This is a genomic window from Streptomyces sp. NPDC058701 (genome assembly GCF_042715295.1).
Taxonomy (GTDB): Bacteria; Actinomycetota; Actinomycetes; order Streptomycetales; family Streptomycetaceae; genus Streptomyces.
Genome location: NZ_JBHXSY010000002.1, coordinates 234311 through 248416, shown reverse-complemented (window position 1 = coordinate 248416; position 14106 = coordinate 234311). Strand labels below are relative to the sequence as shown.

General features: G+C 71.6%; 13 protein-coding genes and 2 tRNA genes. 10 read left to right on the top strand and 5 right to left on the bottom strand.

All coding sequences use genetic code 11. The annotated features are described in order from the left end of the window. The first annotated feature begins 33 nt into the window (after positions 1-33). From ACFWW8_RS02970 to ACFWW8_RS02955, 4 genes are all read left to right on the top strand, one after another. Positions 34-1191: an SDR family oxidoreductase gene (locus tag ACFWW8_RS02970; protein WP_386522714.1), complete on the top strand. Its 1158-nt coding sequence runs from the start codon at positions 34-36 to the stop codon at positions 1189-1191. 158 nt (positions 1192-1349) lie between these two features. Next, positions 1350-1811, top strand: coding sequence for a molybdenum cofactor biosynthesis protein MoaE (locus tag ACFWW8_RS02965; RefSeq protein WP_386522711.1), 462 nt, complete (start codon positions 1350-1352; stop codon positions 1809-1811). 189 nt (positions 1812-2000) lie between these two features. After that, complete coding sequence (locus tag ACFWW8_RS02960; RefSeq protein WP_386522708.1) at positions 2001-2234, top strand: hypothetical protein; 234 nt, start codon at positions 2001-2003, stop codon at positions 2232-2234. A 97-nt stretch (positions 2235-2331) separates the two neighbouring features. After that, positions 2332-3423 carry a PDZ domain-containing protein gene (locus ACFWW8_RS02955; protein ID WP_386522706.1) on the top strand — a complete coding sequence of 364 codons (1092 nt, stop codon included), beginning with the start codon at positions 2332-2334 and terminating at the stop codon, positions 3421-3423. A gap of 24 nt (positions 3424-3447) precedes the next feature. On the opposite strand, the gene ACFWW8_RS02950 is transcribed toward ACFWW8_RS02955, so the two are convergent. Further along, a complete protein-coding gene (locus tag ACFWW8_RS02950; RefSeq protein ID WP_386522704.1) occupies positions 3448-4017 on the bottom strand; it encodes a PPA1309 family protein in 570 nt (189 codons plus the stop codon). A 128-nt stretch (positions 4018-4145) separates the two neighbouring features. On the opposite strand from ACFWW8_RS02950, the gene ACFWW8_RS02945 reads away from it, so the two are divergent. The 4 genes from ACFWW8_RS02945 (at position 4146) to ACFWW8_RS02930 (ending at position 9534) form a co-directional block, all read left to right on the top strand. Then, complete coding sequence (locus ACFWW8_RS02945) at positions 4146-7028, top strand: UPF0182 family protein (protein ID WP_386523012.1); 2883 nt, start codon at positions 4146-4148, stop codon at positions 7026-7028. 88 nt (positions 7029-7116) lie between these two features. Continuing rightward, a tRNA-Met gene (locus ACFWW8_RS02940) sits at positions 7117-7190 on the top strand. A 291-nt stretch (positions 7191-7481) separates the two neighbouring features. Continuing rightward, positions 7482-9338, top strand: a complete 1857-nt coding sequence (locus tag ACFWW8_RS02935; protein WP_386522701.1) for a tetratricopeptide repeat protein — start codon at positions 7482-7484, stop codon at positions 9336-9338. 122 nt (positions 9339-9460) lie between these two features. Beyond that, positions 9461-9534 (top strand) — tRNA-Met (locus ACFWW8_RS02930). Positions 9535-9694: 160 nt separating this feature from the next. Here the strand turns inward: ACFWW8_RS02930 and ACFWW8_RS02925 are convergent. After that, a complete protein-coding gene (locus tag ACFWW8_RS02925; RefSeq protein ID WP_386522699.1) occupies positions 9695-10111 on the bottom strand; it encodes a Fur family transcriptional regulator in 417 nt (138 codons plus the stop codon). Positions 10112-10257: 146 nt separating this feature from the next. On the opposite strand from ACFWW8_RS02925, the gene ACFWW8_RS02920 reads away from it, so the two are divergent. Beyond that, the gene (locus ACFWW8_RS02920) at positions 10258-11709 is read left to right on the top strand and encodes a catalase (RefSeq protein ID WP_386522696.1); all 1452 of its coding nucleotides are present in this window, start codon (positions 10258-10260) and stop codon (positions 11707-11709) included. Positions 11710-11773: 64 nt separating this feature from the next. On the opposite strand, the gene ACFWW8_RS02915 is transcribed toward ACFWW8_RS02920, so the two are convergent. Beyond that, on the bottom strand, positions 11774-12175 hold the full coding sequence (locus ACFWW8_RS02915) for a cyclic nucleotide-binding/CBS domain-containing protein (RefSeq protein WP_386523010.1): 402 nt from the start codon (positions 12173-12175) through the stop codon (positions 11774-11776). A gap of 168 nt (positions 12176-12343) precedes the next feature. Then, complete coding sequence (gene hisN, locus ACFWW8_RS02910; protein WP_386522694.1) at positions 12344-13147, bottom strand: histidinol-phosphatase; 804 nt, start codon at positions 13145-13147, stop codon at positions 12344-12346. 128 nt (positions 13148-13275) lie between these two features. On the opposite strand from hisN, the gene ACFWW8_RS02905 reads away from it, so the two are divergent. Then, a complete protein-coding gene (locus ACFWW8_RS02905) occupies positions 13276-13815 on the top strand; it encodes a TetR/AcrR family transcriptional regulator (protein WP_386522691.1) in 540 nt (179 codons plus the stop codon). Here ACFWW8_RS02905 and ACFWW8_RS02900 read toward each other — a convergent pair. Then, positions 13781-14104, bottom strand: a complete 324-nt coding sequence (locus ACFWW8_RS02900) for a multidrug efflux SMR transporter (RefSeq protein WP_030225858.1) — start codon at positions 14102-14104, stop codon at positions 13781-13783. The genes ACFWW8_RS02905 and ACFWW8_RS02900 overlap by 35 nt on opposite strands. Between the last annotated feature and the right edge of the window lie 2 nt (positions 14105-14106).

Below are 14106 nucleotides of genomic sequence, written 5' to 3'. Positions count from 1 at the left end.
GTCCCCACTGAAGACAACCGCTGGAGACGCCCGGTGAGTTCCCCAGATCCACAGGTTCGCGCGACCGACGACGCCGAAATCCGCCCCGAGCCCGGCGACAGCGCCCACGGCGTTCGCCGGCCGCGAAACCCCGCCGCGCGAGGCCCCGTGATCGCCGTGACCGGCGCCGCGTCGGGTGTCGGCGCTGCCCTGGTGACCCTGCTGGCCGCCTCCGAGGAGGTCAAACAGGTCGTCGCGATCGACGAACGGCGCGGGGACTGCGCGGACGCGCAATGGCACGTGCTGGACGTGCGCGACCCCGCGATCGCCGAGAAACTGCGCGGCGCGGACGTCGTGGTCCACCTCGCCCTGGACCTCGGCCTGGAGTCCGACCCGGCGGCCCGCACCGCGTACAACGTGCGCGGCACCCAGACCGTGCTGACGGCCGCCGCGGCGGCTGGCGTGCACCGGGTGGTGCTCTGCACCTCCGCGATGGTCTACGGGGCCCTGCCGGACAACGACATCCCGCTCTCGGAGGACTCCGAGCTGCGGGCCACCGCCGAGGCCACCGGTGTGGGCGACCTGCTGGAGATCGAGCGGCTCGGCCGCCGGGCACCCCGCGCGCACCCCGGACTGAACGTCACGGTGGTCCGCCCGGCGGTCCTGGTCGGCGGTACGGACACCTCGCTGACCCGGTACTTCGAGTCCCCGCGCCTGCTCGTGGTGGCGGGCTCCCGCCCCACCTGGCAGTTCTGCCACGTGGAGGACCTGGTCAGCGCGCTGGAGTACGCCGCCCTGGAGAAGGTCGAGGGGGAGCTCGCGGTGGGCTGCGAGGGCTGGCTGGAGCAGGAGGAGGTCGAGGAGCTCAGCGGCATCCGCCGCATGGAACTCCCCTCGGCGGTCGCGCTGGGCGCGGCGGCCCGGCTGCACCGGATCGGCCTGACCCCGTCCCCGGCGGGCGACCTGGCGTACACCATGCACCCGTGGGTGGTCAGCGTCAGCGGCCTGCACGCGGCCGGCTGGCGGCCGCGCTGGACCAACGAGGAGGTGCTCGCCGAGCTCCTCCAGGAGGTCGCGGGGCGGCACACCGTCGCCGGCCGCCGCCTGGGCCGCAAGGACGCGGCCACGGCGGCCGGAGCGGCCGGCGCCACCGTGGCCCTGCTGGGCGCCGCGGCAGCGGTCCGCCGCGCCCGCAAGCGCCGCGGCATCTGACGCCCCGCCCGGATCCGGCGCCACCGTGTCCGTCCCCCGCCGGGGGCACGGACACGGGCGCCACCAGCGGTTTCCTGTAGGAGGCTCCCAACCCGGGAGCCGGGCCCCGGGCGAAACGGCTATTCCGCCGCGTCGGCGCCTAGGGCACGATGGACGCCATGGCACCGCACTTCGACCACCCCGGCGAGCAGGCCGCTCAGGACCCGATCCGCCTGCTCGGGATCCGCGAGACCCCGCTTTCGATCGACGAGGTATTCCAGGCCGTCGGCGACGACGCGACGGGCGGTACGACGCTCTTCGTCGGCACGGTGCGCAACCACGACAGCGGAGCGGACGTCGACTCGCTCGGCTACTCCTGCCACCCGACCGCCGAGGCCGAGATGCGCCGGGTGGCCGAGCGCGTCGTGGCCAGGTACCCGGTCCGCGCCCTGGCGGCCGTGCACCGCGTCGGCGACCTCTCCGTCGGCGACCTGGCGGTCGTCGTCGCCGTGTCCTGTCCGCACCGGGGCGAGGCCTTCGAGGCCTGCCGGATGCTGATCGACGACCTCAAGCACGAGGTGCCGATCTGGAAGCACCAGACCTTCGCGGACGGCACGGAGGAGTGGGTCGGCGCCTGCTGAGACGGGCCGCTCCGGCCCGGCGGGCGCCCGTCCGGCGCGGGCCGGGCCCCGCACGGGGGAGCGTCCCCGGCAGGGGGTAACGTCGCACCCGTTCGGCCGCGCAACACGCCCTCGATTTGCGTAACCCCTTTCCGGGCACGAGCGTTGAAGCCACGACGACACGCATCACCGGGATAGGGAGGCACGCCCATGGCGTCACTGGCGTGGTTGCTGATTCCGCTGTTCGCCGCGATCGGAGCGGCGATATGGGGCAGCTGGGCGGCACGCGACCGCACCCAAGGCGACATATCGGAACTCGCTGGTTACGCGCGGTTCCGCGAGGCCATGGGCAGGACCGGTTACACAGGCGACACCGATCCGGCGGGCACGGCCGATCGGGCGAGGGCGAAGGCGGAGGCCCACTCCGGTTCAGACGCCGTATGACGCGTCCCGTGAGAATCCCCTGAGACTTCCCCGCCGGGCCCCCGTACGGCCCGGCCCCACGGGCCGCCCCAGAGGCCCGTCCCGTACTGTCGGATCCATGCCACGCCGCACCGCGACGATGCTCGCCTCCACCCTCGTGCTGTTCGCGCTGCTCTGCGCAGGCGTCTTCATCAAGGTCCCGTACTCGGAGATGAGCCCGGGTCCGACGGTGAACACCCTGGGGGACTCGCACGGCGAGCCCGTGCTCAACATCTCGGGGCGCACGACGTACCCGACCAGCGGCCACCTCAACATGACGACGGTCCGCGTCACCAGTGCGGACTTCAACATGAACCTGCTGGAAGCGGTGTACGGCTGGCTGGCCGACGACAACATCGTCGTGCCGCACGAGAACCTCTACCCCGACGGCAAGACGAACGAGCAGTCCACTCAGGAGAACGCCGAGGAGTTCACGCAGTCGCAGCAGAGCGCCAAGGTCGCCGCCCTGAAGCAGCTCGGCATCCCGGTCACCGCCCGCGTGATCGTCTCCTCGGTCGTCAAGAACAGCCCTTCCGAGGGCCGGCTGCACGCCGGCGACGTGGTCAAGGCCGTCGACGGCACTCCCGTCACGGCGCCCGGGGACGTGGCCAAGCTCGTCACCAAGCACAAGCCCGGTGAGCCCGTCGAGTTCACCGTCGTGCCCGCCGCCGAGGCGGCCGAGGCGGCGAAGGCGAACCGCGAGCCCACCGGCTCCGGCAAGGTCACCGTCACCGCCGCCAAGGCCGAGGACGACGGCCACGCGATCGTCGGCATCCGGGCCGGCACCGACCACACGCTGCCGTTCGCCATCGACATCAAGCTCGCCGACGTCGGCGGTCCGAGCGCGGGCCTGATGTTCGCCCTCGGCATCGTCGACAAGCTGACGCCCGAGAACCTGACCGGCGGGAAGTTCATCGCCGGCACCGGCACCATCGACGACGCGGGCAAGGTCGGCCCGATCGGCGGCATCCAGATGAAGACCATCGGCGCCCGCCAGGCCGGTGCCCGGTTCTTCCTGACGCCCGCCGAGAACTGCGCCGCCGCGGCCCGCGACGTGCCCGACGGCCTGACGCTGGTGAAGGTCTCCACCATCGGCGACGCCACGGCCGCCCTGGAGAAGATCGGCAAGGGGGACACGGCCGGGCTCACGCGCTGCGAAGCCGCGCCCTGACCGGTCCCCCGGGCCCCGGTGCCGCTACGAGAAGGTGGCCGCCAGCGCCTCGGCCAGACCGGGCACCAGACCCCCGCCGGTGAGCACCTCGGTCGAGGAGTCCTTCTCCCGCAGCCGCACGGCCGACTCGCGCGAGCCGTCGCGCAGCACGGCCACCGTGAGGCGCACCTCCTGGCGCTCCGGGTGACCGGCGACCCAGCGGGACAGCTGCTTGTCGCTCAGCCCCTCCGGTACGGAGGCCTCCGCCGACGGCGGCAGCATCAGCCGCTCCACTGTCAGGGCGCAGCCGACGACCGCGTCCGGCCACGCGATGGTGCCGAGGAACTTGTCGAGCGGGGTCCCGGCCGGGACCTCGTCCTGCTCGATCGGGGTGAGGGAGGACTTGCCGGCGTCGTCCTGGTCGAGACCGAGCTGGCCCGCCAGGCGCGGCTCCTGCCTCTTGAGCCGGGCGGTGTCGACGAGCGCGAACAGCCGGGCGGGCTTGTCCCAGCCGAGTCCGGCCGCGTACTCGTCGATCTCGAGACAGGCACGGGTCAGCGGACTGGCCGCCATGGGAGTGCCGGGGGAAGGAGAAAGGTTGGACATGGGCAACATCCTGCCTCCTTTCCACCTGATACCGGGAACTGACTAAAGCCTCAGTAAGTTCACTGAGTGGGCTCTACGATCGGGGGCCCGTTCATTACCAGACAGCGACTTTCGAGGTGCGCACCTTGGCTTTCCAGATGCCGGACCGCGGCGGAGGCCCTTCGGGGCCACGGATGAGAGTCGGCCGCCCGTCCCGGCGGGCCCGCACTCTCCTCATGACCCTGGGCGTACTGGCCGTCCTGGCCATGCTCTTCATCATGTTCGCGGGCTTCTGGACGGACTGGCTCTGGTTCCGCTCCGTGAAGTACTCCAGCGTCTTCACCACCACGCTGTGGACCAAGATCGGGCTCTTCGCCGTCTTCGGTCTGCTGATGTCGGGCGCCGTCGGATTCAACATCTGGCTGGCCCACCGGCTGCGGCCGCCGCTCAGCGCGATGTCGATGGAACAGCAGAGCCTCGACCGCTACCGGATGAGCATCGCCCCGTTCAAGAAGTGGCTGCTGCTGGGCATCGCGGTGCTCGTCGGCCTGATCGCGGGTGCCTCGGCGGCCGGCCAGTGGAAGACCTGGCTGATGTTCGTGAACGGGGTGGCCTTCGGCCAGAACGACCCGCAGTTCAACCTGGACGTGTCGTTCTACACCTTCGACCTGCCCTGGTACCGCTTCATGCTCGGCTTCGGCTTCGCCGCGGTCGTGCTCTCGGTGATCGCCGCGGCCGTCGTGCACTACCTGTACGGCGGACTGCGCGTGACCAGCCCGGGCGCCCGGGCCACCGCCGCGGCGACCGGGCACCTGTCGGTGCTGCTCGGCCTGTTCGTGACGCTCAAGGCCGTCGCGTACTGGCTCGACCGGTACGGCCTCGCGGTGAAGTCGAGCGACTTCAAGGCGGCGGACAACTGGACCGGCCTGCGGTACGTCGACGCCAACGCCTACCTGCCCGCCAAGACGATCCTCGTCGCCATCGCCGCGATCTGCGCCGTGCTGTTCTTCGCGACGCTGTGGCGCCGTACCTGGCAGCTGCCGGTGATCGGCTTCGGCCTGATGGTGCTCTCGGCGATCCTGATCGGCGGGCTGTACCCGGCGATCGTGCAGAAGTTCCAGGTCCAGCCGAACGAGCAGGCCAAGGAATCCCCGTACGTCCAGAAGAACATCAAGGCCACGCGCGACGCCTACGGCGTCACCGACTCCGAGGTGAAGGACTACCCCGGCGTCCCGGCCGCGGGGACCGACAAGGCCAAGCTGCGCCAGGCGGCCGACACGACCGCCAGCGTGCGGCTGCTCGACCCGAACATCGTCTCGCCGGCGTTCCAGCAGCTCCAGCAGGTCAAGGGTTACTACGCCTTCCCGTCCACGCTCGCCGTGGACCGGTACAGCGGACAGGACACGGTGATCGGCCTGCGCGAGCTGAACATCGGCGGCATCCCCAAGAACAACTGGATCAACGACCACTTCAAATACACCCACGGCTACGGCGTGGTCGCCGCCAAGGGCACCACCGTCGGTGACCAGGGCGCCCCGGACTTCACCCAGTCCGACCTGCCCTCCAAGGGCATGTTCGGCACGGACTTCGAGCAGCGCATCTACTACGGCGAGCAGACGAAGCAGTACTCGATCGTCGGCGGACCGCAGAAGGAGCTCGACTACTCGGACGACCAGGGCGAGAAGGAGACCAGCTACCAGGGCAACTCCGGCGTCAGCCTGCAGAACCCGATCAACCGGGCTGCCTACGCGCTCACCTTCAGCGAGCCGCAGATCCTCTACTCCGGGGCCATCGGCGACGGCTCGCGCATCCTGTACAACCGCACGCCCAAGGAGCGCGTCGAAGCCGTCGCCCCGTGGCTGACCATCGACGGCGCCCCGTACCCGGCGGTCGTCGACGGCAAGGTCAAGTGGATCGTCGACGCGTACACGACGACCAACGGCTACCCCTACGCCTCGCGCACCACCCTGGGCCAGAGCACCGCGGACTCGCTCACCAACAGCCAGCGCGCCGTGGTGGCCCAGGAGAACCAGGTCAACTACATCCGGAACTCGGTGAAGGCCACCGTCGACGCGTACGACGGCACGGTCGACCTGTACCAGTGGGACACCGAGGACCCGGTCCTGAAGACCTGGATGAAGGCGTTCCCGGGCACGGTGAAGGCCAAGAGCGAGATCTCCAAGCCGCTCATGGACCACCTGCGCTACCCGCAGGACCTCTTCAAGGTCCAGCGAGAGCTGCTGACGCGCTACCACGTCACCGACCCGCAGACCTTCCTCAGCGGCAGTGAGGCCTGGGCCGTCCCCGACGACCCGACCACCAAGGCCGGCACGGCGGTCCCGCCGTACTACCTGTCGATGAAGATGCCGGGCCAGACGGAGAAGGACCAGGTCTTCTCGCTCACGACGACGTTCACGCCGAATGAGCGGGACAACCTGAGCGCCTTCATGGCGGTCAACGCCGATCCGGGCACCCCGGACTACGGCAAGATCAGCCTGCTGAAGCTGCCGACCAGCAAGCCGGTCGACGGCCCCAAGCAGGTCCAGAGCAAGTTCCAGTCCGAACCCAAGATCGCCGAGTCCATCCGCCTCCTGCGGGGCGGCGACTCCGAGGTCGAGTACGGAAACCTGCTCACGGTCCCGCTCGACGGCGGCATGCTCTACGTCGAGCCGGTCTACGTGCGCAGCTCCGGGCTGAAGTACCCGCTGCTGCGCAAGGTGCTCGTGACCTACGGCGGCCAGACGGCCTTCGAGGACACGCTGGAGAAGGCGCTGAACGTGGTCTTCGGGGCCGAGGCCCCGACCGTTCCCGTCCCGCCGGACCAGCCCCCGGGCGAGGGCACCGTGACGCCGCCCGTCGTTCAGGACCCCACGGTCAAGGCGGCCCTCGGTGACGCGCAGAAGGCCATCGAGGACGCCGAGAAGGCCAGGCAGGCCGGCGACTGGACCGCCTTCGGCAAGGCGCAGGAGGACATCAAGGCGGCGCTGAAGCGGGCGATCGACGCCGAGGCGAAGCTGACGGCACCCCAGCCGAGCGGTTAGCCCGAACGGTCCGGCCGCGCGGCACCGCCGTGCGGCCGGACCGTCGGTACGGGACCGTCCCGCGCCCGTGGTACTGTTTGTCTACCGACGCGGGGTGGAGCAGCTCGGTAGCTCGCTGGGCTCATAACCCAGAGGTCGCAGGTTCAAATCCTGTCCCCGCTACTGAAGACGAAGGCCCGGATCCATGGGATCCGGGCCTTCGTCGCGTCCGGGCCCCGAGTGCGGTCCGGTCGTGGTCCGTTGGTTCCTGGTCCGTGGGTTGGTGGTCCGTGGGTTCGCGCTCCGTGAGTTCGTCCATGGGGGCGGTCCGGTCGGACACGCGGGTCGCTGAGACGGGTGAGTTGGGGGTGGAGCGTGTTTGACTTAGCTATCTGTGGGCATGTCGACAAAACGCTGTAGTGACCTCACTGGCTGCGACATACCAGGTGTACGCGGGTAGCAGGTGATGCGACGATGGGATTTATGGGGGACAGGTCAACTCTGCTGGAGACAGGGCGGTTTGTGAGGGCGGAGGCCGAGCCGGGTACGGGAGCCGGCGAGACGGTTCCCGCTGTCAACGCGCAGACCGTACTGACCGATGCGGATTTCGCGGAGGACGTGTTCGCCGAGACCGACGCGGCGAGCGACGCCGAGCTCGAAGCCCGGCACCGGGTGGCCGCCGACAAGGGCGACCCCGGGGCCATGAGCGTGCTCGGCGCCCTCCTGCTGCGCCGCGGCGACCTGGACGGGGCCGAGCCGTACCTGCGCGGGGCGACCGGTGAGGGCGACCGGGCCGCCGCGAACAACCTCGGTGTGCTCCTGCACCAGCGGGGCTACCCGGACGAGGCCGCCGGCTGGTGGCGGGTCGCCGCCGTGGCCGGATCCGCTCCGGCCGCGCACGCCCTGGGCCGCCACTTCCGCGAACGCGGCGACGAGCCCGCTGCCGAGTACTGGCTGCGCCAGGCGGCGGAATCCGGCCACGCCCTGGGCGCGTACGGGCTGGCGGACCTGCTGGAGCACCGCGGGGACAAGGGCGTCGAGCGCTGGTTCCGGGCCGCCGCGGAACAGGGGCACCGCGAGGCCGCGTACCGGCTGGCGCGCCACCTGCGCAAGGGCGATCCGGGCGAGGCCGAGCAGTGGTACCGGCAGGCCGCCGCGCGCGGACACCGCCGGGCCGCGCTCCACCTGGGCGCCCTCCTGGAGGCGCGCGGGGAGCTCAAGGAGGCCGGGCGCTGGTACCTCACCTCCGCCAAGCAGGGGGAGGCCCGTGCCGCGTGCGCCCTCGGCTTCCTGCTGCGCGACGCCGGGGACGAGGAGAGTGCCGCCGCCTGGTGGAACCGGGCCGCGCGGGACGGCGACGGCAACGCCGCCAACGCGCTGGGCGCGCTGCACGCCGCGCGCGGGGAGACCCAGACCGCGGAGCGCTGGTACCGGTCCGCCATGGACGCGGGCGATCAAAACGGGGCGTACAACCTTGCTTTGCTGTGCGTCGCACAGGACCGGACCGCGCAGGCCGAGCAGTGGTACCGGCGGGCCGCGTACGCGGGGCACCGCGAGGCGGCCAACGCGCTGGCGATCCTGCTGCTGCAGGGCGGGGACGCGGAGGGCGCCGAACCGTGGTTCTCCAAGGCCGCCGAGGCGGGCAGCGTCGACGCCGCTTTCAACCTCGGCATCCTGTTCGCCAGCCGGGACGAGGACCGTACGGCTCTGAAGTGGTACGAGCGAGCCGCTTCGGCGGGGCACACCGACGCGGCGCTCCAGGTCGGCATCGCGTTGGTCCGCGACGGTGAGGAGCGGGCCGCCGAGCGGCACCTGCGGTGCGCGGCGGGCGGCGGGAGCGCGGAGGCCGCCTTCCGGCTGGCCTCGCTGCTGGAGTCGCTGGCCCCGCCGCCGGAGCCGCTGGCGCTGGGCGAGTCGGCGGGCGGCGCCGAGCGGACCGAGAGCGAGGAGTGGTACGAGCGGGCCGCCGAGCTGGGGCACCGCCGGGCGCAGGTGCGGGTCGGCATGCTGGCCGCCGCCCGGGGTGACCTGGCGGTCGCCGCGCGGTGGTACCGGGAGGCGGCCGAGGCCGGCTCCCGCAACGGGGCGTTCAACCTCGGCCTGTTGCTGGCCCGCGAGGGCAGCGAGCCCGAGGCGGCGCTGTGGTGGACCCGCGCGGCGGTCGCCGGGCACGGCCGCGCCGCGCTGCGGCTGGGCCTGCTGGCGGCCCGGCACGGCGACCTCGCGGAGGGCCAGAAGTGGTGCGTGCGCGCCATGGAGCTGGGCCCGGCCGAGGTCTCCGAGCGGGCGGCCCGCCTGCGGGAGGCGCTGGCCGAGGAACTGTCGGCCTGAGCCGGAGGCCGGGACGGCCCGTCGCCGCCCGGCCGTCGCCGGGCGCGCGGTGTCCGGGCGGCGACCGCCCGTCAACCGATTTGCATCTGCCGTCCGCGTCCCCGTAGAGTCGGGTTTACCGACGCGGGGTGGAGCAGCTCGGTAGCTCGCTGGGCTCATAACCCAGAGGTCGCAGGTTCAAATCCTGTCCCCGCTACTGAAGGCCCGAGGCCCGGATCCCATGGATCCGGGCCTCGAGTCGTTCCCGGGCGCAAGCCCGCCGGAGACCGCGCCCCGTCCGGACCGTGTCGTGGGCGACCTGACGGAGAAGGGGCCCGGAGCGTGCGCTCCGGGCCCCTTCTCCGTCAGGCTTGCGTTCAGGCGCCCGCGCAGTTCGGGCAGACGCCGCGGTACGTCACCTCGACCGCCGAGACCGTGAAGCCGAAGCGCTCGGTGTCCGGCAGATCGGCCAGTGGGTCGCCCGCCGGGTGGACGTCGCGGATCGCTCCGCACTGCGCGCACACCAGGTGCTGGTGCGGCCGGTGGGCGTTGGGGTCGTACCGCTTGGCGCGGCGGTCCGTGGAGACCTCCAGGACCTCGCCGAGGGTGACGAGCTCACCCAGGGTGTTGTAGACGGTCGCACGGGAGATCTCGGGCAGTTTGGCCACGGCGCGGGCGTGCACCTCGTCGGCCGTCAGGTGAACGTGGTCACCGTCGAGCACCTCGGCCACGACGCGCCGCTGGGCCGTCATGCGCCAGCCGCGTCCGCGAAGTCGTTCCAGCAGGTCACTCATGAGCGCCAGCTTAACAGCGGGGGAACTCGGTGTAACTCCCGAACCGGTGTGAACTTGGATGCTTGCTTGACTTAGACAATGTCTATTGTAGGATCGGTTACGGCTCAGGCCAGGGACAGGGCACAGCAACCACGCAGGAGGCGCACGTGACGCAGGGACCGCTCACCACGGAGGCCGGAGCTCCGGTCGCCGACAACCAGAACAGCGAGACCGCCGGCGTCGGCGGCCCCGTCCTGGTCCAGGACCAGCTCCTGCTGGAGAAGCTCGCGCACTTCAACCGCGAGCGGATCCCGGAGCGCGTGGTCCACGCCCGCGGCGCCGGCGCGTACGGCACCTTCACGGTGACCCGTGACGTCTCACAGTGGACCCGGGCGGCGTTCCTGTCCGAGGTCGGCAAGGAGACCGAGACCTTCCTGCGCTTCTCCACGGTCGCCGGCAACCTCGGCTCCGCCGACGCCGTGCGCGATCCCCGGGGCTGGGCGCTGAAGTTCTACACCGAAGAGGGCAACTACGACCTCGTCGGCAACAACACCCCGGTGTTCTTCATCAAGGACGCCATCAAGTTCCCCGACTTCATCCACACCCAGAAGCGAGACCCGTACACGGGCTCGCAGGAGGCGGACAACGTCTGGGACTTCTGGGGCCTGTCGCCCGAGTCGACCCACCAGGTGACCTGGCTGTTCGGCGACCGCGGCATCCCGGCGTCCTACCGCCACATGAACGGCTTCGGCTCGCACACGTTCCAGTGGAACAACGAGGCCGGCGAGGTCTTCTGGGTCAAGTACCACTTCAAGACCGACCAGGGCATCAAGAACCTCACCCAGGCCGAGGCCAACCGGCTCGCCGGCGAGGACCCCGACTCGCACCAGCGCGATCTGCGCGAGGCCATCGAGCGCGGCGACTTCCCGTCCTGGACCGTGCAGGTCCAGATCATGCCGGCGGCCGAGGCGGCCGAGTACCGCTTCAACCCGTTCGACCTCACCAAGGTGTGGCCGCACGCGGACTACCCGCCGATCGAGATCGGCAAGCTGGAGCTGAACCGCAACCCGGAGAACGTCTTCGCCGAGGTCGAGCAGTCGATCTTCTCCCCGGCGCACTTCGTCCCCGGCATCGGCCCGTCCCCGGACAAGATGCTCCAGGGCCGCCTCTTCGGCTACGGCGACGCCCACCGCTACCGCGTCGGCATCAACGCCGACCACCTGCCGGTCAACCGTCCGCACGCCACCGAGGCGCGCACCCACTCCCGCGACGGCCACCTGTACGACGGCCGCCACAAGGGCGCGAAGAACTACGAGCCCAACAGCTTCGGCGGCCCGCACCAGACGGACCGCCCGCTGTGGCAGCCGGTCGCGCTGACGGGCGGCACGGGCAACCACGCCGCGCCGGTCCACCGCGAGGACAACGACTTCGTCCAGGCGGGCAACCTCTACCGCCTGTACTCGGAGGACGAGAAGTCCCGTCTGGTGGAGAACCTGGCCGGCTTCATCGCCAAGGTCTCCCGTGACGACATCGTCGAGCGGGCGGTCAACAACTTCCGCCAGGCGGACGGCGACTTCGGCAAGCGGCTCGACGCCGCGGTCCAGGCCCTCCGCGGCTAGAACCCCGCCGCTCGTCGAACACAGGAGGGCCGGATCCCCGACGGGGATCCGGCCCTCCTGCCGTTCAGCCCGCCAGTTCGGCGGTGCGGCGCCGGCTCGGGACCCAGCAGCGGATCACGTCGCGCACCGAGACTATGCCCACCGGGCCGCCGTGCTCCAGCACGATGAGGTGCCGGAAGCCCCCGTTCGCCATGGCCTCGGCGGCCTCCTGCACGGTGGCCTCCGGGGTGCAGAACACGACGTTGTTGGTCGTGTGCGCCCCCACGGACTCGTGGTCGGGATCGTGTCCCGCGCCGATGGAGTTGAGGATGTCGCGCTCGGTCAGGATGCCGACCCCGCTGTGCTCGGGGTCGAGGACGACGGCCGCGCCCACGCGCCGGCCGGACATCAGACAGGCCGCCTGCCGCAGGGTGTGTGCGGGGCCGAGGGTGAGGATCACGGAGCTCATTGCGTCGCGGACGAGCATGAAGAGAGCCACCTCCTGGGGGTGAGTCCGCCCGCCTGGAAGGGTGCCGATTGAGAAGTCGTTCACAAAGGCACAAGCGGGCGGATCCTCAGATTCCCACGGACACGGAGGGTCAGCAAGGAGGCGCGTAGCGCGGACCGGGCCCGCGGGCCCGCGCCGGAGCGGGGATCAGGCGCGCGGGCGCAACAGGCCCAGCATCTCCTCGTGGAGCAGTCCGTTCGAGGCGGCGGCGTTCCCGCCGTGCACGCCGGCCTCCCCGTCGAGGCTGGTGAAGCGGCCGCCCGCCTCCTGGACGACGACCGCGATGGCGGCCATGTCCCACAGGTTCAGCTCCGGCTCGGCGCACAGGTCGAGCGAGCCCTCGGCGACCATCATGTACGGCCAGAAGTCGCCGTAGCCGCGGGTGCGCCAGCAGGCCCGGGTCAGGTCCAGGAAGCCGGGGAGCCGGCCCTGCTCCTCCCAGCCGGACAGCGAGGAGTACGCGAACGAGGCGTCGCCCAGCCCGGCCACCTTCGAGACGCCGATCGCCGTCGTACCGCCGAGCGCGCCGCCCGCGAACGCGCCGCCGCCCTGCGCCGCCCACCAGCGGCGGCCCAGAGCCGGCGCGGACACCACGCCGACGACCGGGCGGAAGACCCCGTCGGAGCCCTCGGCCATCAGGGAGATCAGGGTGGCCCACACGGGGACCCCGCGCACGTAGTTCTTCGTCCCGTCGATCGGGTCCACGACCCAGCGGCGCGGGCCGGTGCCCTCCAGGCCGTACTCCTCGCCGAGGATCGCGTCGTCGGGGCGGGCGGCGGCGATCCCGGCCCGGATGATCTCCTCGGCGGCCTTGTCCGCCTCGCTCACCGGGGTCATGTCCGGCTTCGTCTCGACCACCAGGTCGAGGGCACGGAAACGCTCCATCGTGGCGGCGTCCGCCGCGTCGGCGAGGTCGAGGGCAAGGCGCAGGTCATCGTCATACTCGGACATGGCCGAACAGTATCGCGCCGCCTCCGCGCCCGGGACGCGCCCTTGACAGGATCTGTCGCCCCGTCAACTCTGGCGGAGGGGGCCCGGCGGGAAAGCCCGTCGGGACGCCCGGAGGGGGGAGGCGACCCATGCCGGCAGCCCGGGAGTCCTTACTGGACGCGGCGGGAGCCGCGCTCTCGGCCCGCCCCTGGCCCGCCGTCCGGATGGTCGAGGTGGCCGCGGCCGCGGGAGTGTCCCGCCAGACCCTGTACAACGAGTTCGGCGGCAAGGCCGGGCTGGGCCGCGCCCTGGTCCGGCGGGAGGCCGAACGGTACCTCGACGGGGTGGACCGGGCCCTGGCCGCGCCGGCCGAGGACGCCGAACGGCTCGCCGCCGTAGCGGAGTGGACCGTACGGGCGGCGCGCGCCCGTCCCCTCGTACGGGCCCTGCTCACCGGGGCCTGGGACCCGGAGCTGCCCGCGGCCGGGCGGGCGCCGGGGCCGGGCGAGCTGGCCCGCGCCGTGCGCGACCGGGCCGCCGGGGCGCTGGCCCCGCGGGAGGACGCCCGGCGGTGCGAGCTCGTCGTACGGCTCGCCCTCTCCTACGTGGTCGCCCCCGGGGAGGAACCGGACGCGCGGGAGATGCTGCGCCTGCTCAGTGAGCCGAACCGGACAGCTGGAGCCCGATGACACCGAGGATGACCAGCGAGATCGAGACGAGCTTGAGGGTGGAGACCAGGTCGCCGAGGAAGACCATGCCGTAGATCGCCGTCCCGGCCGCTCCGATGCCCGTCCACACCGCGTACGCCGGGCCCACGTCCAGCTTCTTGAGCGCCAGGGTCAGCAGGCCGAAGCTGCCGAGCGCGAAGCACGCGAAGGCGATGGTCGGCCAGAGCCGGGTGAACCCGTGGGAAAGCTTGAGGCACACCGCGAAACCGGTCTCCAGGATCCCCGCGACCACGACCAGCAGCCACGCCATGT